This window comes from Streptomyces sp. NPDC127129, assembly GCF_042671585.1.
In the GTDB taxonomy this organism is placed as follows: domain Bacteria; phylum Actinomycetota; class Actinomycetes; order Streptomycetales; family Streptomycetaceae; genus Streptomyces.
The window spans coordinates 387556-410531 of the sequence record NZ_JBHXTV010000002.1; the positions used below are offsets into that span (position 1 = coordinate 387556).

General features: G+C 72.6%; 20 protein-coding genes and 1 pseudogene. 11 read left to right on the forward strand and 10 right to left on the reverse strand.

The genetic code is table 11. From position 1 onward, the window contains the following. Positions 1-31 precede the first annotated feature (31 nt). Positions 32-1156 carry a SchA/CurD-like domain-containing protein gene (locus ACFVGW_RS05065; protein ID WP_385850841.1) on the reverse strand — a complete coding sequence of 375 codons (1125 nt, stop codon included), beginning with the start codon at positions 1154-1156 and terminating at the stop codon, positions 32-34. Between the two features lie 234 nt (positions 1157-1390). Between ACFVGW_RS05065 and ACFVGW_RS05070 the strand changes: the two genes are divergently transcribed. Then, on the forward strand, positions 1391-3046 hold the full coding sequence (locus ACFVGW_RS05070; RefSeq protein WP_385850842.1) for an FAD-dependent oxidoreductase: 1656 nt from the start codon (positions 1391-1393) through the stop codon (positions 3044-3046). An 80-nt stretch (positions 3047-3126) separates the two neighbouring features. On the opposite strand, the pseudogene ACFVGW_RS05075 reads toward ACFVGW_RS05070, so the two are convergent. Continuing rightward, positions 3127-3285: pseudogene (locus ACFVGW_RS05075) on the reverse strand (potassium-transporting ATPase subunit C); the annotation flags it as partial. Positions 3286-3474: 189 nt separating this feature from the next. Beyond that, positions 3475-4590, reverse strand: coding sequence for a glutamate--cysteine ligase (locus tag ACFVGW_RS05080; RefSeq protein WP_385850843.1), 1116 nt, complete (start codon positions 4588-4590; stop codon positions 3475-3477). Positions 4591-4844: 254 nt separating this feature from the next. Between ACFVGW_RS05080 and ACFVGW_RS05085 the strand changes: the two genes are divergently transcribed. From ACFVGW_RS05085 to lysA, 3 genes are all read left to right on the forward strand, one after another. Then, positions 4845-5381: a hypothetical protein gene (locus ACFVGW_RS05085; RefSeq protein ID WP_385850844.1), complete on the forward strand. Its 537-nt coding sequence runs from the start codon at positions 4845-4847 to the stop codon at positions 5379-5381. Between the two features lie 185 nt (positions 5382-5566). After that, on the forward strand, positions 5567-5917 hold the full coding sequence (locus ACFVGW_RS05090; RefSeq protein WP_385850845.1) for an SAV_915 family protein: 351 nt from the start codon (positions 5567-5569) through the stop codon (positions 5915-5917). Between the two features lie 16 nt (positions 5918-5933). Next, positions 5934-7268 carry a diaminopimelate decarboxylase gene (gene lysA / locus ACFVGW_RS05095; RefSeq protein WP_385850846.1) on the forward strand — a complete coding sequence of 445 codons (1335 nt, stop codon included), beginning with the start codon at positions 5934-5936 and terminating at the stop codon, positions 7266-7268. A 103-nt stretch (positions 7269-7371) separates the two neighbouring features. Here lysA and ACFVGW_RS05100 read toward each other — a convergent pair whose 3' ends face one another. The 3 genes from ACFVGW_RS05100 to ACFVGW_RS05110 form a co-directional block, all read right to left on the reverse strand. Next, on the reverse strand, positions 7372-9096 hold the full coding sequence (locus tag ACFVGW_RS05100) for an acyl-CoA dehydrogenase family protein (RefSeq protein WP_385850847.1): 1725 nt from the start codon (positions 9094-9096) through the stop codon (positions 7372-7374). Positions 9097-9161: 65 nt separating this feature from the next. Further along, positions 9162-9779: a PadR family transcriptional regulator gene (locus tag ACFVGW_RS05105; RefSeq protein ID WP_385850848.1), complete on the reverse strand. Its 618-nt coding sequence runs from the start codon at positions 9777-9779 to the stop codon at positions 9162-9164. A gap of 142 nt (positions 9780-9921) precedes the next feature. Then, positions 9922-11745 carry a glycoside hydrolase family 15 protein gene (locus ACFVGW_RS05110; RefSeq protein WP_385850849.1) on the reverse strand — a complete coding sequence of 608 codons (1824 nt, stop codon included), beginning with the start codon at positions 11743-11745 and terminating at the stop codon, positions 9922-9924. A 201-nt stretch (positions 11746-11946) separates the two neighbouring features. Here ACFVGW_RS05110 and ACFVGW_RS05115 point away from each other — a divergent pair, with 201 nt between their 5' ends. Together ACFVGW_RS05115 and ACFVGW_RS05120 are read left to right on the forward strand one after the other, a co-directional pair. Beyond that, entirely contained in the window at positions 11947-13131 is a 1185-nt protein-coding gene (locus ACFVGW_RS05115) for a serine hydrolase domain-containing protein (RefSeq protein ID WP_385850850.1), read from the forward strand. A 656-nt stretch (positions 13132-13787) separates the two neighbouring features. Then, entirely contained in the window at positions 13788-14705 is a 918-nt protein-coding gene (locus ACFVGW_RS05120; RefSeq protein WP_385850851.1) for a S1 family peptidase, read from the forward strand. A 70-nt stretch (positions 14706-14775) separates the two neighbouring features. Here ACFVGW_RS05120 and ACFVGW_RS05125 read toward each other — a convergent pair whose 3' ends face one another. The 3 genes from ACFVGW_RS05125 to ACFVGW_RS05135 form a co-directional block, all read right to left on the reverse strand. Next, positions 14776-15297 carry a hypothetical protein gene (locus ACFVGW_RS05125; protein WP_385850852.1) on the reverse strand — a complete coding sequence of 174 codons (522 nt, stop codon included), beginning with the start codon at positions 15295-15297 and terminating at the stop codon, positions 14776-14778. Then, positions 15294-16676 (reverse strand): ATP-binding protein, encoded by a 1383-nt coding sequence (locus ACFVGW_RS05130; RefSeq protein WP_385850853.1) that lies wholly within the window; start codon positions 16674-16676, stop codon positions 15294-15296. The genes ACFVGW_RS05125 and ACFVGW_RS05130 overlap by 4 nt, the downstream gene beginning before the upstream one ends. Before the next feature lie 155 nt (positions 16677-16831). Then, positions 16832-17521: a response regulator gene (locus ACFVGW_RS05135; protein WP_385850854.1), complete on the reverse strand. Its 690-nt coding sequence runs from the start codon at positions 17519-17521 to the stop codon at positions 16832-16834. Between the two features lie 156 nt (positions 17522-17677). Here ACFVGW_RS05135 and ACFVGW_RS05140 point away from each other — a divergent pair, with 156 nt between their 5' ends. Genes ACFVGW_RS05140 through ACFVGW_RS05155 form a run of 4 tightly spaced genes read left to right on the forward strand, consistent with a single transcriptional unit; the run spans position 17678 to position 21481 of the window. After that, positions 17678-18427: a hypothetical protein gene (locus ACFVGW_RS05140; protein ID WP_385850855.1), complete on the forward strand. Its 750-nt coding sequence runs from the start codon at positions 17678-17680 to the stop codon at positions 18425-18427. Then, positions 18424-19506, forward strand: coding sequence for a peptidoglycan-binding protein (locus tag ACFVGW_RS05145; protein ID WP_385850856.1), 1083 nt, complete (start codon positions 18424-18426; stop codon positions 19504-19506). The genes ACFVGW_RS05140 and ACFVGW_RS05145 overlap by 4 nt, the downstream gene beginning before the upstream one ends. Further along, positions 19503-20243 (forward strand): ABC transporter ATP-binding protein, encoded by a 741-nt coding sequence (locus ACFVGW_RS05150; RefSeq protein WP_385850857.1) that lies wholly within the window; start codon positions 19503-19505, stop codon positions 20241-20243. Before ACFVGW_RS05145 ends, ACFVGW_RS05150 begins: the two co-directional genes overlap by 4 nt. Then, positions 20240-21481 carry an ABC transporter permease gene (locus ACFVGW_RS05155; protein WP_385850858.1) on the forward strand — a complete coding sequence of 414 codons (1242 nt, stop codon included), beginning with the start codon at positions 20240-20242 and terminating at the stop codon, positions 21479-21481. Before ACFVGW_RS05150 ends, ACFVGW_RS05155 begins: the two co-directional genes overlap by 4 nt. Here the strand turns inward: ACFVGW_RS05155 and ACFVGW_RS05160 are convergent. Further along, positions 21468-21884 carry a hypothetical protein gene (locus ACFVGW_RS05160; RefSeq protein WP_385850859.1) on the reverse strand — a complete coding sequence of 139 codons (417 nt, stop codon included), beginning with the start codon at positions 21882-21884 and terminating at the stop codon, positions 21468-21470. The two genes, ACFVGW_RS05155 and ACFVGW_RS05160, sit on opposite strands and share 14 nt — an antisense overlap. A gap of 144 nt (positions 21885-22028) precedes the next feature. On the opposite strand from ACFVGW_RS05160, the gene sigJ reads away from it, so the two are divergent. After that, positions 22029-22964, forward strand: coding sequence for an RNA polymerase sigma factor SigJ (gene sigJ / locus ACFVGW_RS05165; protein ID WP_385850860.1), 936 nt, complete (start codon positions 22029-22031; stop codon positions 22962-22964). Positions 22965-22976 lie beyond the last annotated feature (12 nt).

The window sequence follows — 22976 nt, forward strand, 5'->3', positions numbered from 1 at the left end:
GGACGGCCGCGGCCGGGGCCACGGCCGTCCGTCAGGAGTCCGCCGAGCTGCGGTCGGTGACGGGCAGCATGTCGGCGTGCGACAGGAGCCGGTTGATGTTGCGCTCCGAGTCGAGGGAGCCCTCGACGCCGATCGCGGCGCCGTCGAGGAGACGCTCGAGTACCGCCGCCTTGCGGGGGCCCTTGAGGCCCAGGGAGGCGACGGGGTCGACGTCGAGGTCGCCGGTGATGTCGACGAGCCGCACCACGATGTCGTCGCGCTGGAAGACCGTGCTGCCCCACACCGGGTTCTTGGGGTCGTCCGCCGCGGCCTCGTCCTGCTGTGCCAGGAGGCGGGCCAGATCCATGCCGCGGCCCTCCTTCGCCGGGTAGTAGAGCGCGTGGCGCCGCAGCCCGTCGGGAGCCGGCCGCCCGGACACCACGTGGTGCACGGCCGGGAGGGCCGCCCGGGTGAAGAAGACCCGCGCCGATTCGGGGTCGGTCAGGTCCCGGTCCTGCTCCAGGTACGGGTTGATGGCCTCCTCGACCGCGCGTACCTCGGGCTGGCGGGCGACGTGGCGCAGGGCCGCGAGGAGGTCGCCCTCCACCTCCACGGCGCGCACGACGCGGTTGCCGTGCATGAAGAGCGAGGTGCGGCGCAGCCGGGTGTTCTCGTCGACCTGGGCCTTCGGCGACTGGTAGCCGGCGAGGAGCTCCGCGACCTTCGACTCGGATCCCGGCTTGACGGTGAAGGTGAGGGCGTGGCGTGCGACGCCGTCGCCGACACGGGCCGCGACCTGTTCGCGCCGCGCTGCCGGTTCCTGCGCGTGCGCCTGTCGGGGTCCGGTCTCACGGACGATGCTGTAGCGCATCGAACGGGTGTCACGGACACAGCTGTGCATCGGCCTGACGGTCTCGACGTGCTCCTCGCTGTTCACCCAGGCGAGGAAGGGCGGAGCGCTCTCCCACTCGCTGGTGATGAGCCACTGCGAGGGGTTCTCGATGGACTGGCAGAGCTGGTCGCTGATGTGTCCGGGGACGGAGGCGACCTGCTTGCGCATCAGCTCGTACGCGTCGAGGAACTGCTCCTGGGCGCCTTCGTACAGGTCGAGGAGCAGAATCACCCGCAGCCTGGAGCCGTCGAAAGCGGACTGGGATATGCGTCCCGAGTTGGTCATCAGGCGCACCTCTTCTCTCTTCACGGAAGGGTCGGGAGGGACCGCCGTGCCCGATGGGGGCGCCGGGGTCGTCATGTGCCGATCGTCGGTGGGCACCCCGGTCGACGCGAGCCCCACGGGGCGGACGAGTGAACCCCGCGTCAATCGGGTGCTCCGAGCGCGCGCAACGCTCCCCGCAGGGCATGGATCTGCATCCCACCCCTATCGCGTCGCAGGTGACGCTGGAGGCATTCAATGAACCGGTCCGAAGACGCCGGCGAGGTCGTTCACCGCACTCCCGTCCTCATCGTCGGCGGCTCTCTGGTGGGCTTGTCCACGTCGCTCTTCCTGGGGCGACTCGGTGTGCCGCACACCCTCGTCGAGCGCCATGCGGCGACCTCGATCCACCCACGGGGGCGCGGCAACAACGTGCGGACGATGGAGCTGTTCCGGGGAGCCGGTGTGGAGCGGCAGATCCAGGCGGCCGCGTCCGTCCTGGGGCGGAACAACGGCATCCTGCAGGCTCCCGGCCTGGTCGGCGACGTCGGCGAATGGCTGTTCAAGGAGATCGACCCGGGCGGCGGGCTCGCCCGCTTCAGCCCGGCCGGCTGGTGCCTGTGCAGCCAGAACGATCTCGAACCGGTGCTCCTGGAACGCGCGCGGCAGCTGGGCGGGGACCTGCGGTTCTCCTCGGAGCTGATGTCGTTCGAGCAGGACTCCGAGGGGGTGACCGCACGGGTGAAGAGCCGCGAGTCGGGCGAGCACGTCACGATCAGGGCGGACTACCTCGTCGCGGCGGACGGCCCGCGCAGCCCCGTGCGCGAACAGCTCGGCATCGGGCAGACGGGCCCGGGCGACCTGTTCCACAACGTGAGCGTCATGTTCGTCTCGCACGGCCTCGCCGATGTGGTCGGTGACCGGCGATTCGTCGTCTGCTACCTGACGAATCCGGAGGCCGACGGGGCTCTTCTGCCCGTCGACAACCGGGAGAACTGGGTGTTCCACGCGCCCTGGCACCCCGAACGCGGCGAAACGCTCGAGGAGTTCACGGACGAGCGGTGCGCGGAGCACATCCGGCGTGCCGTGGGTGTGCCGGATCTCGATGTGGAGATCAAGGGCCGCGCGCCCTGGCACGCCGCGCAGAGGGTCGCCCAGCGGTACGCGGACGGGCGGGTGTTCCTCGTCGGCGACTCCGCCCACGAGATGCCGCCCACCGGGGCGTTCGGCTCCAACACCGGTATCCAGGACGGGCACAACCTCGCCTGGAAGCTGGCCGCGGTGCTGGGCGGCTGGGCCGGTCCCGGTCTGCTGGCGTCGTACGACGCGGAGCGCCGGCCGGTCGCGGAGGCGACGAGTTCCCGTGCCTCGTCGCGTTCGGTGGAGCACAGCCACCCCGGGTACGCCCCCGAGCCGGGCGCCGGTGGTCCCGGCGGACGGAAGGGCGGAATCCTCAACGTGGCGCTGGGCTACCGCTATCCGCAGGGTGCGGTGCTCGGTGCCGACGAGACGGTGCCGGTGGTCCCCGACGGCCTGCGCCTGACGGGCGAGCCCGGGAGCCGCGCTCCCCACATGTGGCTGAACCGCGCGGGTGCCCAGGTCTCCACCCTGGATCTGTACGAGCGGTCCATGGTGCTCCTGAGCTCCGGGGACGGTACCGGGGCGTGGCACGCCGCGGCGGTCCGGCTGGCGGAGGAGCTGTCGGTGCCGCTCGACTCGTACCGGATCGGCGACGGTCCGGAGCCGGAGCTGTCGCCCGAGAGCCTGGACTGGGCGGAGGTCCACGGTGTGGGGGCGGACGGCGCGGTGCTGGTCCGCCCGGACGGGTTCGTCGCGTGGCGCTCGGTCGGTGCGTCGGCCGATCCGGAGGCGGAGCTGCGGGAGGCGCTCGCCACCGTCCTCGGCCTCTCCTGAGCGTTACGCACGCACATCGCCGGCCGGTGCTCCCGGGAGCGCCGGCCGGCGGTGTGCTGGGCCGTCAGGTCGTCAGGTCGTCAGCCCGTGTCCGCCAGTTGCCCGAGGGCGATGTTGAGCTGGAGGACGTTGACGCGGGGCTCGCCGATGAAGCCGAGGATGCGGTCGTCGGTGTGGTCGGCGACCGGCTTCTCGACCTGGGCGACGGTGAGGTCGTTCTTCTCCGCGACCCGGTGGGCACCGCCTGACCTCGCCGGAGAATGAGACCGGCCCGCACCATCCCGAGTGGGCACAACGTTTCAGAGTGCTGCGCTGCTGCCGGGACGGCGGGGGCCGTTGCAACCAGGGGCTCGGTTGGTTGAGGCCGAGAGCCCTGGTGATCTTCTGCTCGACGCTCAGTCCAGTCCCAGCAAAGCGACCCCAACGCGTCAGTCCTCGGTGGTCAGCCGTGCGCACCGGGTCACCATCCGGGCGAGACTGCCTTCGCTTCCGAGGAGCCGCCGCTGGATGCGGGCGCCGTTGCCGCGTTCGTGGAGGTGGGCGATCGCCCGGCGGACCCGCTCGTCGTCACCGTGGTCGGCCAGCGCCTCCCGCACGTGCCGGTGGAGCACGTCGACGGCGTGGGCGGGGGACGTCTCCCGCATCGTCTCCGGGTGGAGCAGCGGTCCGTCCAGGCCCGAGCGGCCGGCGCGCCAGGACGCGAGCCGCAACAGGCTCGTGCCGACCCGGGCCGGCGGCTCGCCGTCCTGCCACGCGCGGGCCGCGGTCTCCACCAGAGCGCGGATGAGCGCGGCCAGGAGGACGGGGGTCTCCGCGTCCAGGCACACGTCCGCGACCCGGACCTCCACCGTCGGGTACGTGGCCGACAGGCGGGCGTCGAAGTAGATCATGCCCTCGTCGCGCAGCACGCCGGTTCCGATCATGGCGCGTACCTGCTCGTGGTACTGGTCGGCCGAGCCGAAGGCCTCCGTCGGGCCCGCGGAGGGCCACCGGTTCCACACCCGGCTGCGGTAGCTGCCGTACCCGCTGTCCTCGCCGTGCCAGAACGGCGAGTTCGCGCTCATCGCGAGGAGGACGGCCAGCCAGGGGCGGATGCGGTCCAGGACGGCGACGCCTTCCTCGTCGGAGTCGACGGAGACGTGGACGTGCGTGCCGCACGTCAGCTGCTCCTGTGCGGTGATCCCGAACTGCTCCCCCAGCCATTGGTACCGCTTGCCCGCGCTCAGCGAGGGCCGGACGGGCAGTGGCGATGTCGCGAGGGCCGCCACCATGGCGCCGGACTGCGCCGCGTGGCGGGCGGCCTCGGCGCGGATGCGGGTGATCTCGTCCTGGAGTTCGCCCATCTCGGTGACCGGCTTGGTGGCGAACTCCAGCTGCTCCTTCTGGAGTTCGCCCTCGAACTCGTGGGACTTCTCGCCGTCCCCGTCCGGCCGCCGCCACGCATGGCGGTCGGCGGCCGCCAGGACCGCCCCCGAGACGGCGAGTGGGGCCCCGCTGCGCGCATCGACCAGCATGAGCTCTTCTTCCACGCCTACGCTGCGCATGCCGCCACCTAGAGAGTCACCCGGCCGGTACGCCTCTACGTCTGCCCTCCCGTGCTTCGAGCATGCCGCTCCCCGGCCGCGGGCGCATGGCGGCAGCCCAACCCGGCTGCCGTGACCGGTGTGGACCGCGGACCCGTGCGACGGGGGGAAGACGCGCCGACGCCCGTCGGCATCACGTCAAGCCGCTGCGCCGTCGCACAGAGAGTCCGTAAAACGCCGGGACGGGACTCCGTCCGCGGCTTACCGTCCCCTGCATGGAACTCCCCTTCATACCGCCGGAGGACCACTCGGCCGACGCCGTGCGTGACATGGGCTGGCCCTCGGACGCGCGTGCCGCCGTCGGGTTCGCGGCGGTGCTGCTCGGCGTGTCGCTCGCCGTCGAGGCGGGGAACCGCAGCCTGAACGCCGTCCACGCCCTGCTGTGGTCCGGGCTCTCCGTCCTGATGTTCGCGATCCTGCTGCCGCCGCGGGTCGAAGCGGTCCCGGGCCGGCTGACCGTGCGCGGCCTGAGAACACGGCGGACGGTGCGCACGGACCGGCTGGCCTCCGTCCGATGGTGCGACGGCGTCGCCCAGCGGGTGATCCTCTGCGACACCACCGGTACGCGCGCCGAAATCGATCCGCGCGTCTTCTTCGCCAACCCTCCGCTCTGGCACCGCCTGGAGGCGGACGCTCGCGCCTCCGCGGCCCGCGGCACCCTGATTCACGGCGGCGCCGAACTGGACCTGCTGGCCCTGCGCCTCGACCGCGAGACGGCCCGTACGGTCTTCCGGATCTCCGGGCTGGACTAGGAGTGTCCGGCGTGTCGGCCCGTCGGCCGTCAGTGGCGTGTACGGAACCGGCCGATCGCCGTCAGGACGGCGTCAGGGAACCGCCCCGAAGGTACGGCGCCGGGGATAGCTTCGGGGCGGGCCCCACGTCCGCCTCACGGCGGCCGGGGCCCCACCCACCGTTCGCGGCTCCCCAGGGAGGCACCATGTGTCTGTTCCGGTACGACGACGATCCCGAGCCCGAGGAACAGGTCCCGGCCGGACCGCTGTACGTGCCCGTCCGGCCGGGTAGCGGCGCGGAGAGCGTGATCCGGCTGTTCCGCACACCGCTGGGCGCGCGTACCGCCGTCGGCTTCACCAGTACGCACCGCCTGACCACGGTGCTGGGCGAGCACCAGCCGTACATCAGGCTCTCCGAGTCCGTTCTGCGGACGCTCTGCGAGCCGCTCGGCGCGAGCCTGGTCACCGTCGACCCGGCGTTGTCGGCTCCGGCGGTTCCCCAGGGGGCCGCGTGCCTACCGGGGCTTTCGCCGGTCCAGGTCCTGCGGGCCGTCTGAGAAGGAGACGAGATCCATGACCGTCGTTCTGGCCTCCGAGACCGCCGCGGACGCGGACGATCTGTCGGTGTGGCCGGCGTCCACGACCCCGCTCCCCGACGGCGACCTCGCCGTCGGCGGGGTGTCGCTCGCCGACGTCGCCGCGCGTTTCGACACTCCTGCGTACGTCCTGGACGAGGGCGAGGTACGGTCCCGCTGCCGGGCCTACCGCGCCGGCTTCCCCGACGCCGACGTGCTCTACGCCGCCAAGGCGTTCCTCTCCCGGACCATGGTCCGCTGGATCGGCGAGGAGGGCCTCGGCCTCGACGTGTGCTCGGCGGGCGAGCTCGAACTCGCCGTCACCTCCGGCTTTCCGCCGGACCGGATCGTCCTGCACGGCAACGCGAAGTCGCCGCACGACATCGGGACGGCCCTGCGGCTCGGGGTCGGCCGGATCGTCATCGACAGCCCCTCGGAGATCGCACGGCTGGCCGCCGCGGTGGGTCCGCACGGCCGGCAGAAGGTGATGGTGCGCGTGGTGCCCGGCGTCTCGGCCGGCGGCCACGAGAAGATCCGCACCGGCACGGACGGCCAGAAGTTCGGCCTCTCCCTCACCGACGGCACCGCGCAGCACGCCATCGCCCGTCTGCTGACGCAGCCTCAACTCCCGCTGGTCGGGCTGCACTGCCACATCGGCTCCCAGATCACGGCCGTCAAGCCGTACGTCGCGGCCCTGCGCCGCATGGTCGGCCTGATGGCCCGGATCCGCGACACCCACGGTCTCGTACTGCCCGAGCTCGACATGGGCGGAGGCCATGGCATCGCGTACCGTCCGGGCGAACCCGCCCTCGACCTCACGGCCCTCGCGCGCGGACTGCGCACCGAACTCGCCGCGAGCTGCTCGGCGGCCGCGCTCCCGGTACCCCGGCTCGTCCTCGAACCCGGGCGTGCCGTCGCGGGTCCTGCGGGCGTGGCGCTCTACCGGGTGCTCGCCGTGAAGACCACCGGCGACAGGGTGTTCGTCGCCGTGGACGGCGGCATGAGCGACAACCCGCGCCCGGCGCTGTACGGGGTGCGCTACGCCCCTCGGCTCGTCGGGCGGCACTCCACCGCGGTCACCCGGACGGCCACGGTGGTGGGACGGCACTGCGAGGCGGGCGACATCCTCGCCGCGGACGTCGGACTGCCCGGTGACGTCCGCCCCGGCGACCTGCTCGCGGTACCGGTGGCGGGCGCGTACCAGCTGTCCATGGCCTCCGGGTACAACCTGGTCGGCCGTCCCCCGGTCGTCGCGGTCGACGGCGGCACGGCCCGTCTCCTGGTACGGCGGGAGACGCTGGACGACCTCCGCGGCCGGGACGTCGGCGAATAGACACGCGTCCCTCCGTCACGTCCGCCGGACGCGGACGTGACGGGGGCGGCGGCGGGAAGGGCGGTAGCCCCGTGCCCGGAGCGCGGTTCGCGGGTGGGACGGGCTATTCGGCCATCTCGTACGCGCCCGAGAGCGCCTCGACGCGCTGCCAGACGCGGTCCGAGCGCGACGCGTCGACGACCGGGCGGCGGACGGCCTCCAGCGACCAGGCCTGCTGCTGCTCGGTGGCGGAGTCCTTGCCGTGCAGCTCGACGGCGTGCGCGGAGAAGTCCCGTACGAGGACGGCGAACAGCTCGTCCAGCACGTCCTCGTCGAGGTCCGTGAGACGCGCCTGCTCCAGGACCAGCTGGCCGTGGACGACGAGCGCGAACAGCTGGCCGACCGCGAGGAGCAGGTCGAGGTCGCGGCTCTGCGCCTCGTCGGGTGCGGCGGTGGTGACGAACTCGCAGAGGGCGTCCGCCTGTTCGCGGAAGCGGCCGACGTTGGGCAGGTGCGCGTACGTGTCGTACGCCGGACGCCAGTCGTGGAAGCGGACAGAACCCAGACCGCGGGCCGGGCCCTGGCGGAAGAGGAACGTGTCGTCGGCGTCGTCCAGGCGTGTCGGGACGGGCTCGTACGCCGCCGGGTCCAGGAGGTGGTTCCGCATGAACTTGAGGATCAGCGCCAGGTTGACGTGGACGGTGCCCTCCAGCTTCGGCAGGCCCCGGATCTCGACGGCCGCCTGGGCGAAGTAGTTGTCCTTCTCGAAACCCTTGGCGGCGATGACGTCCCACATCAGGTCGATGACCTTCTCGCCCTCCGTGGTCACCTTCATCTTCGTCATCGGGTTGAAGAGGAGGTAGCGCCGGTCGTCGGGGCCGGCGGAGCGGAAGTAGTCGACCGCGCGGTCGCTGAAGAGCTTCATGCCGACGAGACGGACGTACGCGTCGGTCAGCTCACGGCGCACGTGCGGGAAGGCGGTGACGGGACGGCCGTAGAGGATGCGGTTCTGGGCGTGGGTGACGGCCTCGTACATCGCGTGCTCGCAGATGCCGATCGAGGCGGTGCACAGGTTGAACTTGCCGACGTTGACCGTGTTGAGCGCGGCGTCGAAGGCGGCGCGGCCGGTGTGCAGGACGTCCTCGGCGGCGACGGGGTAGTCCTCCAGGCGGAACTCGCTGACGAACTTCGACGAGTCGACGACGTTCTTCACCAGGTGGTACGCCGGGTGGCGGCTGTCGGCGGCGAAGAAGACGTAGCCGTCGGGGCCTTCGACGTCCGTGCGGCGGCCGAAGACGGAGACGAGCCCGGCCGCGTTGCCGTTGCCGATGTAGTACTTGGAGCCGGTGGCCCGGAAGCCGCCCGCGCCGTCGGGCTCCAGGAGCATGTCGGTGGAGTAGATGTCGGCGCCGTGGGTCTTCTCCGAGAGGCCGAAGGCGAACACCTCGCCCTGGGTGAGGAGTTCAGCGGCGCGGGCGCGGGCGGCGGCGTTGTCGCTCTGCCAGACCGGGCCGAGGCCGAGGATGGTGACCTGCCAGGCGTACCAGTAGTCGAGCCCGTAGAAACCGAGGATCTCGTTGAGGGCGGCGATGCGGGCCGTGTCCCAGCGCTTGTCCCGCTGCCCCTCGGCGGCCTCGGAGGAGGGCGTCAGGAAGGTCTCGAAGAGGCCCTCCTTCGCGGAGAAGGCGAGGAAGTCCCCCAGCCAGGCCCGGGTGCGGTAGTCCTCGATGAGCTTGCGCCTGCCGCGCTGCTCGAACCAGTCGACGGTGGCGCGCAGCAGCCGGCGGGTCTCGGGATCGAAGTGTGCCGGGTCGTAGGTGTGCGGGTTGAAGAGCAGCGAGTCGGCCATGGGCTCCGTCTTTCGGTCCGATGAGGGTGCGGTGGGCAGGGTGGCGCGGCTGGTCGCGGCGGGAGTCAGCTCCCGGAACCGAGCCGGTGGAGGGTGGCGAGGACGTCGTCGAGCCAGGCGAGCGTCATCCGTTCGTACGCGATGCCTCCGCGCAGCACGACGTGCTGGAGCTCCCTCCCGGCGTTGGAAGGACCGTCGGACGGGTCGCCGGACGGGTCGCCGGACGGGTCGTCCTGCGGGCCGTCGGCCGCGCCGGGCGCGTCGGGTCCCGTGAAGTCCCGCTCCTCGCCCGCGAGGTAGCGGGCAAGGCGCTCGGTGTGCGCCTGGCGGTGCCGCTCGACCTCGCCGATCAGCGCAGCGGGGTCGTCGAAGGCCGCGCCGCGGATCTTCACCGCCAGGTCGTGCCGGATGCTCTCGGGCTCGATGGGCTCGTGCAGCCAGGCGGCCAGGGCGGTCCGTCCGAGGGCCGCGACGGAGTACTCCTTCTTGTCCGGACGGCCCTGCTGCGGCACGTCCTGGACGTCGACCCAGCCCTCGCTCTCCATCCGCTTGAGCACGCGGTAGATCTGCTGGTGGCTCGCGGTCCAGAAGTACCCGATGGACCGCTCGAAGCGCCGGGCCAGCTCATAGCCGGAACCGGGCTTCTCCAGGAGGGACACAAGAATCGCGTGTTCGATCGCCACACCCGAATCCTTCTATGCAACTCGTTGCATAGGCAAGCGCGACCGCGCGGGTGAGACGCGGCTCACCCGGGCGGACCGGCCGGCGGGCGACGTCCGCGCGGCCTTCTCGGGAATGTCGCGGTGGTGGGCCCGGCTCCGGACGTCAGTTGCGTTCGGCCTCCTTGTCGAGCTCCTCGTCGAGGGCGATCGCCGCCGTGATCAGGGCGAGGTGGGTGAACGCCTGCGGGAAGTTGCCGAGTTGCTCCCCGGTCGGGCCGATCTCCTCGGCGAAGAGCCCGACGTGGTTGGCGTAGGTGAGCATCTTGTCCATCGCGTAGCGGGCCTTGTCCAGGCGCCCCGCCCGGGCCATCGCCTCGACGTAGAGGAAGCTGCAGAGGGAGAAGGTGCCCTCGGAGCCGCGCAGCCCGTCGGGGGACGCCTCGGGGTTGTAGCGGTAGACGAGGCTGTCCGTGACGAGTTCGCGGTCCATGGCGTCCAGCGTGGAGTGCCACCGGACCGACTTCGGGGAGATGAAGCCGACCAGCGGCATGAGGAGCAGCGACGCGTCGAGGACCTCGCTGCCGTAGTGCTGGACGAAGGCCCGGCGCTCGGCGTTCCACCCGCGCTCCATCACCTGGGCGAGGATCGCGTCGCGCTGCGCCGTCCAGCGCGGCAGGTCGGCGGGGCGGGCGTACTCGTGGGCGAGGCGGATGCCCCGGTCGAGGGCCACCCAGCACATCACCCGGCTGTACGTGAAGTCCTTCTGGCCGCCGCGGGTCTCCCAGATGCCCTCGTCGGGACGGTCCCAGTGGTCGCAGAGCCAGTCGAGGAGCCCGGCGAACCGCTGCCATCCCTCGTAGCCGGCGAGATCGGCCAGATCCGGGGAGTGGGTCATCGCGTAGGCGAGCTCGCCGTAGATGTCGAGCTGCAGTTGCTCGGCCGCCCCGTTCCCGGCCCGTACGGGGAAGGAGTCGCGGTACCCGGAGAGATGGTCCAGGGTCTCCTCGGACAGATGGGGGTCGCCGTCGATGCGGTACATGATCTGCATCGGCTCGGAGCCGGGCGGGCGGGGCGAGCGGGCGCGCAGGCCGAGCCAGCGCCGGAAGGAGTCGGCCTCCTCGACGAAGCCGAGGTCGAGCAGGACCCGCACGGAGAGGGACGCGTCGCGGATCCAGGTGTAGCGGTAGTCCCAGTTCCGTTCCCCGCCGACCTGTTCGGGCAGGCCCATGGTGGCGGCGGCGATCGGCGCGCCGGTCGGGGCGTAGATGAGCAGTTTGAGGGTGATGACCGAGCGGTTGACCATGTGCTGCCAGCGGCCCCGGTAGCGGCAGCGCCGGATCCAGCGGTGCCAGAAGGCGTGGGTCTCCCTGGCGTCCGCCTCCACGCTCTGTTCGGTGACGGGAGAGGGTTCCGCTCCCGAGGAGGTGGTCTCCAGCGCGATTCCGGCGATCTCGCCCTGCCGGAGGGTGACGGTGGCACGGACGTCCTGGCCGTCGGCCTCCAGGGGCATGGTGCCCCGCAGATGCACGTCGAGTCCGGGGCCGTGGAAGGTGGCGGTCGCGCCGTCGAGGGTGAGCGTGTGCGGTGCGCGGCCGTAGTCGAAGCGTGGTCGGCACTGCACCTGGAAGGTGAGGGTCCCGCGCACCACGCGCATCGCCCGCACCATGCGGTGCCGGTCGGTCGCCACGTCGGGCTGCTCGTTCACCGGCATGAAGTCGACCACCTCACCCACCCCCTCCGGGGTGAGGAACCGGGTGATCAGGACGGCCGTGTCGGGCAGGTAGAGCTGGCGGACGGTCACGTCGTCCGCGACGGGCGCGATGGTGAAGTGGCCGCCGCGCTCCTGGTCGAGCAGGGAGGCGAAGATGCTCGGCGAGTCGAAGCGGGGTGCGCAGAACCAGTCGACCGCGCCGTCGGCGGAGACGAGGGCCGCGCACTGGAGGTCGCCGATCAGTCCATGGTCCGCGATCGGTGGATAGCCGGGCACCCGGGACCTCGCTTCCGCCTCGGCTCGGGCGTTCCGGTGCCGCGCGCCGTCTCGGTCCCACGCAACCCGCCGCGGCCCGGTTCGGCAACAGGAGTCAACCGACCGGGCGAACGGCCGCGGCGGCGTACGCACCGGCTCCCTTCCCACCGATCCGACCAGTCGGTATGTTGCTCGCAACCGCCGAGGCCCCTGGAGGACGTCATGCCCGCGCCCGATCCGCTCCGCTCGCCGGCCCCCTCGATCGAGGGTCACTGCGATCCCCGCTTCGCCGCCGTACGGGAGGCCTTCGAGGCCAATTTCCGTACGAGGGACGAACTCGGCGCCGCGGTGTCGGTCCGGCTTCACGGCGAGACCGTGGTCGATCTCTGGGGCGGCTGGGCGGACCCCGCCCGCACGCGCCCCTGGGAACGCGACACCGTGGTCAACGTCTGGTCCACGACCAAGGGCGTGACCGCGCTCTGCGCCCACCTGCTCGCGGACCGGGGGCTGCTCGACCTGGACGCGCCGGTCGCCTCGTACTGGCCGGAGTTCGCCGCGGCGGGCAAGGAGGCCCTCCCCGTGCGCCACCTCCTGTCCCATCGCGCGGGGCTCTCCGGCCTGCGGGAGCCCCTCAGCCTGGCGGAGTTCTACGACTGGGAGGTGACGACCGCCCGCCTCGCCGCGATGGAGCCGTGGTGGGAGCCGGGCACCCGCTCCGGATACCACGCGATGACGTACGGCTTCCTGGTCGGCGAGGTGATCCGCCGGGTCGGCGGCGAGCTGCCGGGCGCCTTCCTCCGCCGGGAGATCACCGGACCGCTCGGCATCGACTTCACCATCGGCCTGCCCGAGAAGGAAGCGGACCGGGTGGCTGAGCTGGTGCACCCGCGGACCTCCTCGGCGAGTGAACAGGCCGCGGTATTCGCACAGTTGGAGCCCGCCGCGCAGGCCGCGCTGGCCAACCCGCTCGTCGGCGCCGACCACGCCAACAGCCCCGAGTGGCGCGCCGCCGAGCTGCCCGCGGCCAACGGTCACGGGACGGCCCGGGCGGTCGCGGAGCTGTACGGCGTCTTCGCGGGGCGCGGCCTCCTGGGCGAGCACCGCATCCTCTCCGGACCGGCGGCCGAAAGGGCCCGCGAGGGGCAGGGGGCCTGCCGCGACCTGGTGCTCGGCGCGGGCTTCGCCCACGACACCGAGTGCGCGCTCGGGCTGTGGCTGAGCGGCCCCAACGGCTCGTACGGGCCCAACCCGAGGGCCTTCGGCCACGACGGCTTCGGCGGCTCCTGCGGCCTCGCGGACCCGGAGGCGGGGCTTTCGCTGGGGTACGTGATGAACCGCATGGGCCCGGCCATCGCGGACGACCCCCGCAAGATGGCCCTGGTGGCCGCCGTCTACGAGGCGCTCTGACGGCAAGACGTGGAAACCGGACACCCGGGCCGCGGGACGGAACGAACGATTGCGGCATTGAGGGGCGCCGGGCAGCTGTACCACTCGACGCCCACCGGCCCGGGAAGGGCCGCCCCACCGCCGCCCGCCCGCACCGTTCCCACCCCGGCGCGCCCTCGGTCCGCGGCCGGATCTGTGCGCCCGCTACCGCTCCCGCGTACGACCGGGGGCCCGTCGGCCGATGCGCCGCCGCCGGGCTCGCTCCGGGCGCGGAACGAGGGCGCGCCGGTGGGTGAGCAGGAGAAACGGGGCGACACCTTCCGCTTTCTCGCCGCCGCCTCACCACGTCAACTTGTTGCCACATAAACGAACCTGAAAGCTCGTCAGCAAACTCCCGCAAGCATTTGCGCCCTGCGCGTCCTGCGCCCCTGCCCCGGCGAACGCCCCACCCGCACACCCGCCCCGCCCGGACTCCGGACCACATGAACGCGCGTAGATCGGCCGAAAGGCGTCCTTGTGGCCGAAGCCTTCGGATTCGAGGATTCCCCTTGTCGAGTTTGACAGGTCCATGGCGGAGATCCCGGGTGTCCACCCGCCGCCTCCTGGGCCTGCCGGCTCCGCGGCAAGGGTCCGCCCACCCAGCGGGTCCCCCCACCACTCCCCCACCGGAGGATGTAGTGAACCTCAAGCGCCTGTCCCCCCTCGGCGGCGTAGCCAAGGGCGCACGGCTGATCGCCGTGGCCTCAGCGCTCCTCGCCGCCTCAGCGCTTGCCGCCCCCATGTCGTCCGCGGCGACGGTCGACGACGGCCGGGCCACCACCGCCCAACTCGCCGCCACCGACCAGGCCGTACGCGGCGCCGACGTGCCCGGCACCGCGTGGTACACGGACGCGGCGACCGGGAAGGTCGTCGTCACCGCCGACTCCACCGTCTCCGCCGCCGAGATCGCCAAGATCAGGAAGGCGGCGGGCGACCGCGCCGCCGACCTGGAGATCAAGCGGACCCCGGGCACGTTCAACAAGCTCATCGCGGGCGGCCAGGCCATCTACGCGGGCGGCGGACGCTGCTCGCTCGGCTTCAACGTCCGCAGCGGCTCGGCCTACTACGCCCTGACCGCCGGCCACTGCACCAACATCGGCAGCACCTGGTACACCAACTCGGCGAACACCACCGTGCTGGGCACCCGGGCCGGGTCCAGCTTCCCGACCAACGACTACGGCATCATCCGGCACTCCAACGCCTCGGCCGCCGACGGCCGGGTCTACCTCTACAACGGCAGCTACCGCGACATCACCGGCGCCGGCAACGCGTCCGTGGGTCAGTCCGTCCAGCGCAGCGGCAGCACGACCGGGCTGCGCGGGGGCACGGTCACCGGCCTCAACGCCACCGTCAACTACGGCGGCGGCGACATCGTCTACGGCATGATCCAGACCAACGTCTGCGCCGAGCCGGGCGACAGCGGCGGCGCCCTGTTCTCGGGCACCACCGCGCTCGGGCTCACCTCGGGCGGCAGCGGCAACTGCACCAGCGGGGGAACCACGTTCTTCCAGCCGGTGACGGAGGCTCTGAGCGCGTACGGCGTGAGCGTCTTCTAGCCCGCGCCGAAAGGCCACACGGGCCGGCGGCACCCCTCCGGGGGCCGCCGGCCTCGGCACGCCCGCCGGCTCACCGGCCGGCCAGGAACTGGGAGCAGCGGTACGGACCCAGGGGTTCGCCCGTTCCGCTCAGGGTGACCTGGACGTCGTCGGGGCGGATTCCGGGGTGCAGGACCGACTGGGCCCGGGCCAGGGTGCACACGAGCTGGCCGTTGACGAGGTCGTCGCGGCGGTTGCCCGTGAAGGAGGCGTCCGGGGAGCTCAGTGTCACGCGAGCCTCCTCGCCGGTGGCCCGGTAGGAGAAGCCCCCCACCAGGGAGGTCAGGCCCCGCTGCTGTTCGGCCTCGGTGGGGCCGGCGGAGAGGAGTTTGAGGGCGGCGCCCACCTCGGTGATCGTCGTGTCGGGACGGGAGACGCCTTCGAGGCGCCCCGAGGCGGAGACGTAGTAGAGGCGGAGGCCCTTGGTGAGCCCCGTCGCGGGTTCGCCCGCGCCGATCACTCCGCTGGGCTGCACCCCGCACGCCGACAGCGACACCGCGAGGAGCAGGACCGGGGCCGTGATCAGGGCGCGCGGGCGCCGGGGCGGTCTCATGCGGAGGTCCTCTCGGGCGCGTCCAGCGGGAGTCGCAGAGTGAAGACGGCACCGCCCGCCGGCCCGTTCGCGGCCTCGATCGTGCCGCCGTGCAGTCGGGCGTTCTCCAGCGAGATGGCGGTTCCCAGCCCGCTGCCGTCGGAGCGGGTACGCGCCGAGTCCGCCTTGTAGAAGCGGTCGAAGACCCGGGCGAGGGCCTCGGGCGAGAGGCCCGGGCCGTGGTCGGCGACGGTGACGGTCGCCGCGCCGGCGCCGGAGGCCAGCGACACGGTGACCGGCGGCGCGCCGTGCCGCAGCGCGTTGCCGACGAGGTTCGCGATGATCACGTCGACGCGCCGGCGGTCCACGGCCGCGCGGACGCCGTCGGGAAGCTCGGCGCGCACCTCGTCCGTCCACCCCCGCAGGGCGAGGGAGGCCCGGACCGCCTCGCCGAGGTCGGTGTCGGCGCGGCGCAGCCGGGCGGCGCCGGAGTCGAAGCGGGACATCTCCATCAGATCGTCCACGAGCCGGGAGAGCCTGGCCGTCTCGGCGCTGACCGTCCGCGCCGCGCGGGCGGTGTCCGGCGGGAGCTGGTCGGCGTCCTCGTCGAGGACCGTGGCGACCATGGTCATCGCGGCGAGCGGGGTACGGAGCTCGTGGGAGACGTCGGCGACGAAGCGTCTGGCGCGCTCCTCCTGCTCGCTCAGATGGCTGACGGAGGACTGCAACGCGTCGGCGGTCTCGTTGAAGTCCTGCGCGAGGTTGGCGAGTTCGTCGCGCCCCTTGACGACCACCCTGATCGACAGGTCGCCCTCGGCGAGCCTGCGGGTCGCCGTCCCCAGGTCCCGTACGGGCCGCAGCACGGCGCGCGCGGAGAGCAGGGCCAGGAGCGCGGAGAGCAGCACGACGGGGACGACACCGTTCCGTACCGCGGAGAGGAGGGCCGCCGTGTCGTCCTGCTCGGGGCGCAGGGAGGTGATGGCGTAGATCTCCAGGCCGGAGGCCCGGCCGTCGTCGGCGAACGTGACGGGTGTGCCGACGACGAGGTAGGGGGTGTCGTGACGGGTGACGCGCTGGAAGCTCATCGCGTCGCGCGTACGGACGGCCTCGCGCAGCTCGGGTGTGATCCTCGTCCGGTCCGCGAGTCCGTCGGACGTGCCCTGGAGGTCCCGGTAGCGGCCGACGACCACGGGTGCGCCGTCGAGGCTCTCGGAGACCCGCTCGGCGAGCTCGGTCAGGCCGCGCTCGGTCGGCGGGAGGTCGACCTCGGGGGCGAAGCGGGTGACGCGGTCGTGGAGATCGTGCTGGAAGGAGTCCTGCGCGCGCTTGAGGACGGCTGTGCGGGCCTCTCGGTAGGCGAGGACCGTCGCGGTGGCCGAGCCGGTGAGGGTGACGAGCACGAACGTGACGACGAGGCGGGTCCGCAGACTGCCCAGCCAGGGGCGGCCGCGGCCGGACGAGGGGCGAGCAGGGCGACGCGTGCCGGTGGTGCGGGTTCGCGTGCCGGTGCGGGTTCGTGTGCGGGTTCGCGGTCCGAACCAGATGCGCAACAGGGTCATATCGGTCCGAACCGGTAGCCGAAGCCGCGTACGGTCTGGATGTACCGGGGCCGGGCGGGTTCGTCCTCGATCTTGGCCCGCAGGCGGCCCACCGCCGCGTCGACGAGGCGCGAGTCCCCGAGGTAGTCGTGGTCCCAGACCCGTTCGAGCAGCTGCTCACGGCTCAGGACCCGGCCGGGCGAGGCGGAGAGTTCCAGGAGCAGCTTCAGCTCGGTGGGCGGCAGGGCCACCGGGATTCCGTTCCTGGTGACGGTCAGTCCGGCCCGGTCGAGGACGAGTCCGGTGTACTCCGAGCGCTCCGGGTGGGCGGGCAGCGGCTCGGCCCGGCGCAGGGCCGCCTTGATCCGGGCTTCGAGGACGGGGGCGGTGACGGGCTTGACGACGTAGTCGTCGGCGCCCGCCTCCAGACCCTGGACGATGTCGGAGTCGTCGCCGCGGGCGGTGAGCATGATGACGGGCAGGGTGGAGCGGGTCCGGATACGGCGGCAGACCTCGAAGCCGTCGATGCCGGGCAGCATGAGGTCGAGCACGGCCAGCTCCACGGCCCTGCCGGCAGGGCTGTCGAGCAGGGCGAGCGCCTCCTCACCGGTGGCCGCGGTGTCGACGCCGTAGCCGTGCCGGCGCAGCACGAGTTCCATTCCGTCGCGCACGGCGTCGTCGTCCTCGATCAGCAGAACATGGGGCATGCGCCCGATTATGGGCGAGGATCTCCCGTCGGAAGCAACCGTCCCGGGGCGCGGATGCGCAGGCCGCGGGCATTGTTACGTTCCCATCATGTGGTGTTACGTGCCCATGGAACGACGGGCGACGGATCATCACGTCCGCCGCCGACAGTCGTCCGCATGACATCGAAGAACACCTCTCGATCCGCCGCTCCTCTTCCCTCGCGACGGTCGGCCTCGGGCCGGGTAGCCTCGGGCCGGGCCGCCTCGCGACCGCCCGTCTCGCGTCTGCGCCTCACCTCACTCGTCGCCGTTCCCCTCCTCGCCTTCGCGGTGGCCTGCGGATCCGGCGGCGAGGCGCGCGACGCCGGCGTCGCCACGGTCCCCGGGGAGCCGGCGGCCCCGGGCGCGGACACGCCCTCCGACGGCACGCCCTCCGACGGCACGAGCTCCGGCGGCACGGCCTCCGCCGACGGGTCGTCGTCGGCACGCGGCAAGGGCGCCTTCTACGACGCGCAGATGACCTACGTGCGGTGCATGCGCGGCAAGGGCGGCGTCAAGGAGTTCCCCGATCCCAGGCTCAGCGGATATCTGGACTGGACGAAGATCGACGAGCTCAGCCCGCGGTACCCGGAGGTGTCGAAGGGCGGCAAGGCCGGCGTGTGCGCGGCCGAGATGACCGAGGCGATGCGGCACGAGCCCGAGCGCGACCCGCAGAAGGAGTACGAGTCGATGCTCGCGCACGCCCAGTGCATGCGGCAGAAGGGCGTGTCGGCGTTCCAGAACCCGACGATGTCCGGCGGCAACGTCATACCGGGCGGCGATCCGAACCCGGCCCGCCCGTCGTTCGACCAGAGCTCCCCGGCGTACAGGCAGGCGGATACGGCGTGTGCCGACAAGCTCCTCGACGGCCTGGACGGCATGCAGTGACGCGCCGGCGGACACTCCTCGTCGCCGGCGCGGTGGTCGTGGCCGTCACCGGCGGAGCCGGAGCCGTCGTGTACGGCGTGGGTGCCGAGGCCGAGCCGGGGCCCGGCCGGGCCCCCGGGCTGCCGCCCGCCACCACGACCGTCGTACGCACCGACCTGGTGAGCAGCAAGACCGTCGACGGGCGCCTCGACCACGCCGGGCGCCGCCCGGTCAAGGCGGCGGTCGGGGGCACCGTCACGGTCGCGGCTCGGGAGGGCACGACCGTGACGCGGGGGCAGGCCCTGTACGAGCTGAACGACAAGCCCGTCACGCTGCTCTACGGGCAGGTGCCGATGTTCCGCGAGATGCGGACCGGCGACCGCGGCTCGGACGTCCTCCAGCTCGAGCGGAATCTGCGCGACCTCGGGTACGGCGCTGGGCTGTACGTCGACCCGCGCTACGACGCCGCCACGGAGGCCGCGGTCAAGCGGTGGCAGAAGTCGCTGAACCGCGAGCCGACCGGGCGGGTCGGCAAGGGGGACGTGGTCTTCCAGCCGGACCGGGTCAGGGTCGTCTCGGCGGACGCGGCCCTGGCCGACCAGGTCGGCCCGGACGCGCCGGTGCTCACCGTCGCCTCGCCACGGCCCGTCGTCAGGGCCGCCCTCGACCGGGCGGACGCGCCGCTGACCGCCCCGGGCACCCGTGTCGAGGTGACCTTGGCCGGCAGTACGAAGGTACGGGGGAAGGTGACCGGCACCGTACGCCCCGAGACCGCCGGGCCGGGTGAGGGCCCCGGCCGCGCCGCGGAGGACGGGATCACGGTCGAGGTGACCCTGGACGGCCGGACGCCGGCGGGCGAGGACGCGCGGGCGACCGTGAGCGTCACGTTCGTGAGCGAGAGCCGTCAGGGGGTGCTCGTCGTGCCCGTCGAGGCGGTCGTGGCGCTGCGCGGCGAGAACGGCGGCTACGGGCTGGAGGTGGTCGAGGGCGGCACGACCCGCATGGTGCGGGTGGAGACCGGCATGACCGCCGACGGGAAGATCGAGGTCAGCGGTGCCCAGCTGCGCGAGGGCATGACGGTGGGGGTGGCCGCGCCGTGAACGCACCTCCCTCTGCCGGGGTGACGGCCGGGACAGCGGCCCCCGCCGGCGCACATGTGATCGAACTCCGGGGTGTCACGAAGTCCCACCCCGGCCCGGTGCACGCCCTGCGCGACGTGGACCTGACCGTCGGCGCCGGCGAACTCCTCGCCATCGTCGGCCCGTCGGGCTCCGGCAAGTCGACCCTCCTCAACATCGTCGGGACCCTGGACCGGCCCACGACCGGCACCGTCCGGGTCGCGGGCCGCGATACAGGCGCGCTGACCGACGCCCAGCTCTCGGCGCTGCGCTCCCGGCACATCGGCTTCGTCTTCCAGCACTTCCACCTCTCCCCCGGCCGTGACGCGGTCGACAACGTCTGCGACGGCCTGCTGTACGCGGGCGTCGGGCTGCGGGAACGCAGAGCGAGGGCCCGTGAGGCGCTGGAACGCGTACGGCTCGGCCATCGCCTCGGGCACCGGCCCACCGAACTCTCCGGCGGCGAGAAGCAGCGCGTCGCCATCGCCCGGGCGCTGGTGGGCCGGCCCGAGCTGCTGCTCGCCGACGAGCCGACGGGCGCCCTCGACACGGCGTCGGGGCGGATCGTGATGGAGCTCCTGCACGAGCTGAACGCGGCCGGCACCACCGTGTGCGTCATCACGCACGACCGCGACATCGCGGACTCGCTGCCCCGCCGGGTCCGTTGCCGCGACGGTGAGATCGTCGACGACTCCGGACGGCCGGGGGTGACGGCATGAGCGCCGTACCGACGCGACCGGCGAGCCGGGAGAGCACGTACATGAACTCCGGTCCTCTGCGGCCCGCCCGGCTCTCCCCGCGCGACGTCCTGCGGACCGGAGCGGTCGGCCTGCGCGCGCGCCGTACACGGGTCGTACTGTCCGCGCTCGGCATCGCCATCGGCATCGCGACCATGATCGCCGTGGTCGGTCTCTCCACCTCCAGCCGGGCCGACCTGATGAACCGCCTCGACCGCCTCGGTACCAATCTGCTCACCGCCGAGGCCGGCAGGGACGCCTTCGGCCGGCAGGTCGAGCTGCCCGAGAACGCGGTCGCGATGGTGGAGCGCATCGGACCGGTCCAGCACGCCACGGCGACCGCCGAGGTCGACGCGCGGATCCGGCGCAGCGACGTCGTACCGGAGGAGCAGGCGGCGGGTGTCACGGCGCAGGCCGCGCGTCCGGACCTGCTCGCCGCGCTCAACGCGGAGGTGAGCCGCGGCGTGTGGCTGAACCGGGCGAACGAGCGCCTGCCGGTGACCGTCCTCGGTTCGGTCGCGGCCCGGCGCCTCGGCATCACCGAGCCCGGCGAGAAGATCATGATGAACGACGTGGACGTCGTGGTCGTCGGCATCCTCGAACCGATCGAGCTGGTGCCCAACCTGGACCGGGTCGCGCTCGTCGGATTCCCCGCCGCCGAGCGTCACTTCGCCTTCCACGGCCGTCCGACCACGGTCTTCGAGCGCTCCTCCGACGCCTCCGTGGAGGACGTGCGCGCGGTGCTCGCCCGTACCGTCAGTCCGGGCAACCCCGCGGGGGTCAAGGTCTCCCGTCCCTCCGACGCGCTCGCCGCGAAGGCCGCCACCGACAAGGGCCTGACCACGCTCATGCTCGGCCTGGGCGCCGTGGCCCTGCTCGTCGGCGGTGTCGGCGTGGCCAACACCATGGTCGTCTCCGTACTGGAACGGCGTCAGGAGATCGGTCTGCGCCGCGCCCTGGGCGCGACCCGGAACGCGATCCGGCTCCAGTTCCTGACCGAGTCGCTGCTGCTGTCCGCCCTGGGCGGTCTCGCGGGCGCGGCGCTGGGCGCGGCGGCGACCCACGGCTTCGCGCTCGTCCAGGGCTGGACACCGGTCGTCCCGCCCTGGTCGCTCGCCGGTGGCTTCGCCGCCACCCTCCTCATCGGCGCACTGGCCGGCCTCTACCCGGCCGTCCGCGCCTCCCGTCTCGATCCGACGACCGCCCTCAACGCGACGTGAGGTCCCGGCCGGGGCCCTTCAGCCGCTCGCGGACGGCCTGACCGAGCGCCAGCACGCTGAGGGCGAACATCAGGGTCCCCAGCGGGACATGGAGCGCGGGCATGTGGGCGATGCCCAGCACCACCTGTACGGACGCGAGGACGAGGAAGACGACCGCGTACAGGACCGGGCGTGGCGACCCGCCGCCGGGCCGCCACGCCACGACGGCGGCGAGCACGTACAGCATCGAGGCCCCGTACATCACGCGCGCTCCGACGCTGTGCAGCACCTCGCCGTTTGAGGAGGACAGCAGCAGTCCGGCGGTGGCCGCCTGGAAGAAGAGGAAGAGGGTCTGCAGGGCGATCGCGGTCCTCAGGAAGGCCGTGCCGCCCCGCCGTGTCGCCGTCACCGTGGCTGTGGTCATGTCGCCAACCCCTTTTCTGCCTCTCGGCACTTGATCGGTACTGTCTCGACAGTCCGACGACGTGGCCCCGCGAAATGTGAGGCGGCGTGTGTCGTGGAAAGGGCGGGAACGGAAACCGTCCAGGGGCGAGGAGCGGTCACGAGCATGAGCATCACACCCGCCGAGCCGGAGCCGAGCGCGGTCGTCGGCGAGCGGCGCCGGCTGATCAACCTGGCCTATCGGCTGCTCGGTTCGGTCGCCGAGGCCGAGGACGCCGTGCAGGAGGCCTACGCCCGCTGGTACGCGATGCCGCGGCGGCGGCAGGAGGCCATCGAGTCGCCCGGCGCCTGGCTGACGACCGTGGCCGGCCGTGTCTGCCTGGACATGCTCGGCTCCGCGAGGGCCCGGCGCGAGCGGTACGTCGGCGCGTGGATACCCGAGCCGGTGCCGGACCGCACGGAGTGGATCGGCGGGCGGGCCGGGGCAGGCCGGGCCGAACAGGCGGACCCTGCCGACCGGATCACCCTGGACGAGTCGGTGAGCATGGCGTTTCTCGTCGTGCTGGAGTCGATGACCCCCGCCGAACGCGTGGCGTTCGTCCTGCACGACGTCTTCCGCTATCCCTTCGCCGAGGTCGCCGCGATCGTCGACCGGACGCCCGCGGCCTGCCGGCAACTGGCGTCGTCGGCCCGGCGGCGCGTGCGTGCCGCGAGCGCCCCGGCGGCCGCGACGGCCGCTCAGGCCGGACTGGTGCGGGACTTCAAGGAGGCGTGGGAGGCCAGGGACATCGGGGCGCTCGTCGGCCTTCTCGACCCCGAGGCCACGATGACCGCCGACGGCGGGGGCCTGGTCGGCACGGTACTCCGACCGGTCGAGGGCGCCGGGCCCATCGCCCGGTACCTGATCCACATCGCCGACAAGGCGCCCGGGCTGACGCTCCTGGAACGGGCGGTCAACGGCCGTCCTGGCCTGGTCGCCCAACATACGGGCGCGACCGTGACCGTGGCCGCGTTCGACGTCACCGAGGCACGCGTCACCCGCATCTGGGCGGTCCGGAATCCGGAGAAGCTCCGGGCGTGGAGCGCCGGCGGAGCGGGCTGATCCGGCCAGGTT

Coding starts and splice junctions, on each gene's coding strand:
- ACFVGW_RS05065 (WP_385850841.1), bottom strand. CDS start 1,156: ATGACCAACTCGGGACGCATATCCCAGTCCGCTTTCGACGGCTCCAGG.
- ACFVGW_RS05070 (WP_385850842.1), top strand. CDS start 1,391: ATGAACCGGTCCGAAGACGCCGGCGAGGTCGTTCACCGCACTCCCGTC.
- ACFVGW_RS05080 (WP_385850843.1), bottom strand. CDS start 4,590: ATGCGCAGCGTAGGCGTGGAAGAAGAGCTCATGCTGGTCGATGCGCGC.
- ACFVGW_RS05085 (WP_385850844.1), top strand. CDS start 4,845: ATGGAACTCCCCTTCATACCGCCGGAGGACCACTCGGCCGACGCCGTG.
- ACFVGW_RS05090 (WP_385850845.1), top strand. CDS start 5,567: ATGTGTCTGTTCCGGTACGACGACGATCCCGAGCCCGAGGAACAGGTC.
- lysA (WP_385850846.1), top strand. CDS start 5,934: ATGACCGTCGTTCTGGCCTCCGAGACCGCCGCGGACGCGGACGATCTG.
- ACFVGW_RS05100 (WP_385850847.1), bottom strand. CDS start 9,096: ATGGCCGACTCGCTGCTCTTCAACCCGCACACCTACGACCCGGCACAC.
- ACFVGW_RS05115 (WP_385850850.1), top strand. CDS start 11,947: ATGCCCGCGCCCGATCCGCTCCGCTCGCCGGCCCCCTCGATCGAGGGT.
- ACFVGW_RS05125 (WP_385850852.1), bottom strand. CDS start 15,297: ATGAGACCGCCCCGGCGCCCGCGCGCCCTGATCACGGCCCCGGTCCTG.
- ACFVGW_RS05135 (WP_385850854.1), bottom strand. CDS start 17,521: ATGCCCCATGTTCTGCTGATCGAGGACGACGACGCCGTGCGCGACGGA.
- ACFVGW_RS05140 (WP_385850855.1), top strand. CDS start 17,678: ATGACATCGAAGAACACCTCTCGATCCGCCGCTCCTCTTCCCTCGCGA.
- ACFVGW_RS05155 (WP_385850858.1), top strand. CDS start 20,240: ATGAGCGCCGTACCGACGCGACCGGCGAGCCGGGAGAGCACGTACATG.
- ACFVGW_RS05160 (WP_385850859.1), bottom strand. CDS start 21,884: ATGACCACAGCCACGGTGACGGCGACACGGCGGGGCGGCACGGCCTTC.
- sigJ (WP_385850860.1), top strand. CDS start 22,029: ATGAGCATCACACCCGCCGAGCCGGAGCCGAGCGCGGTCGTCGGCGAG.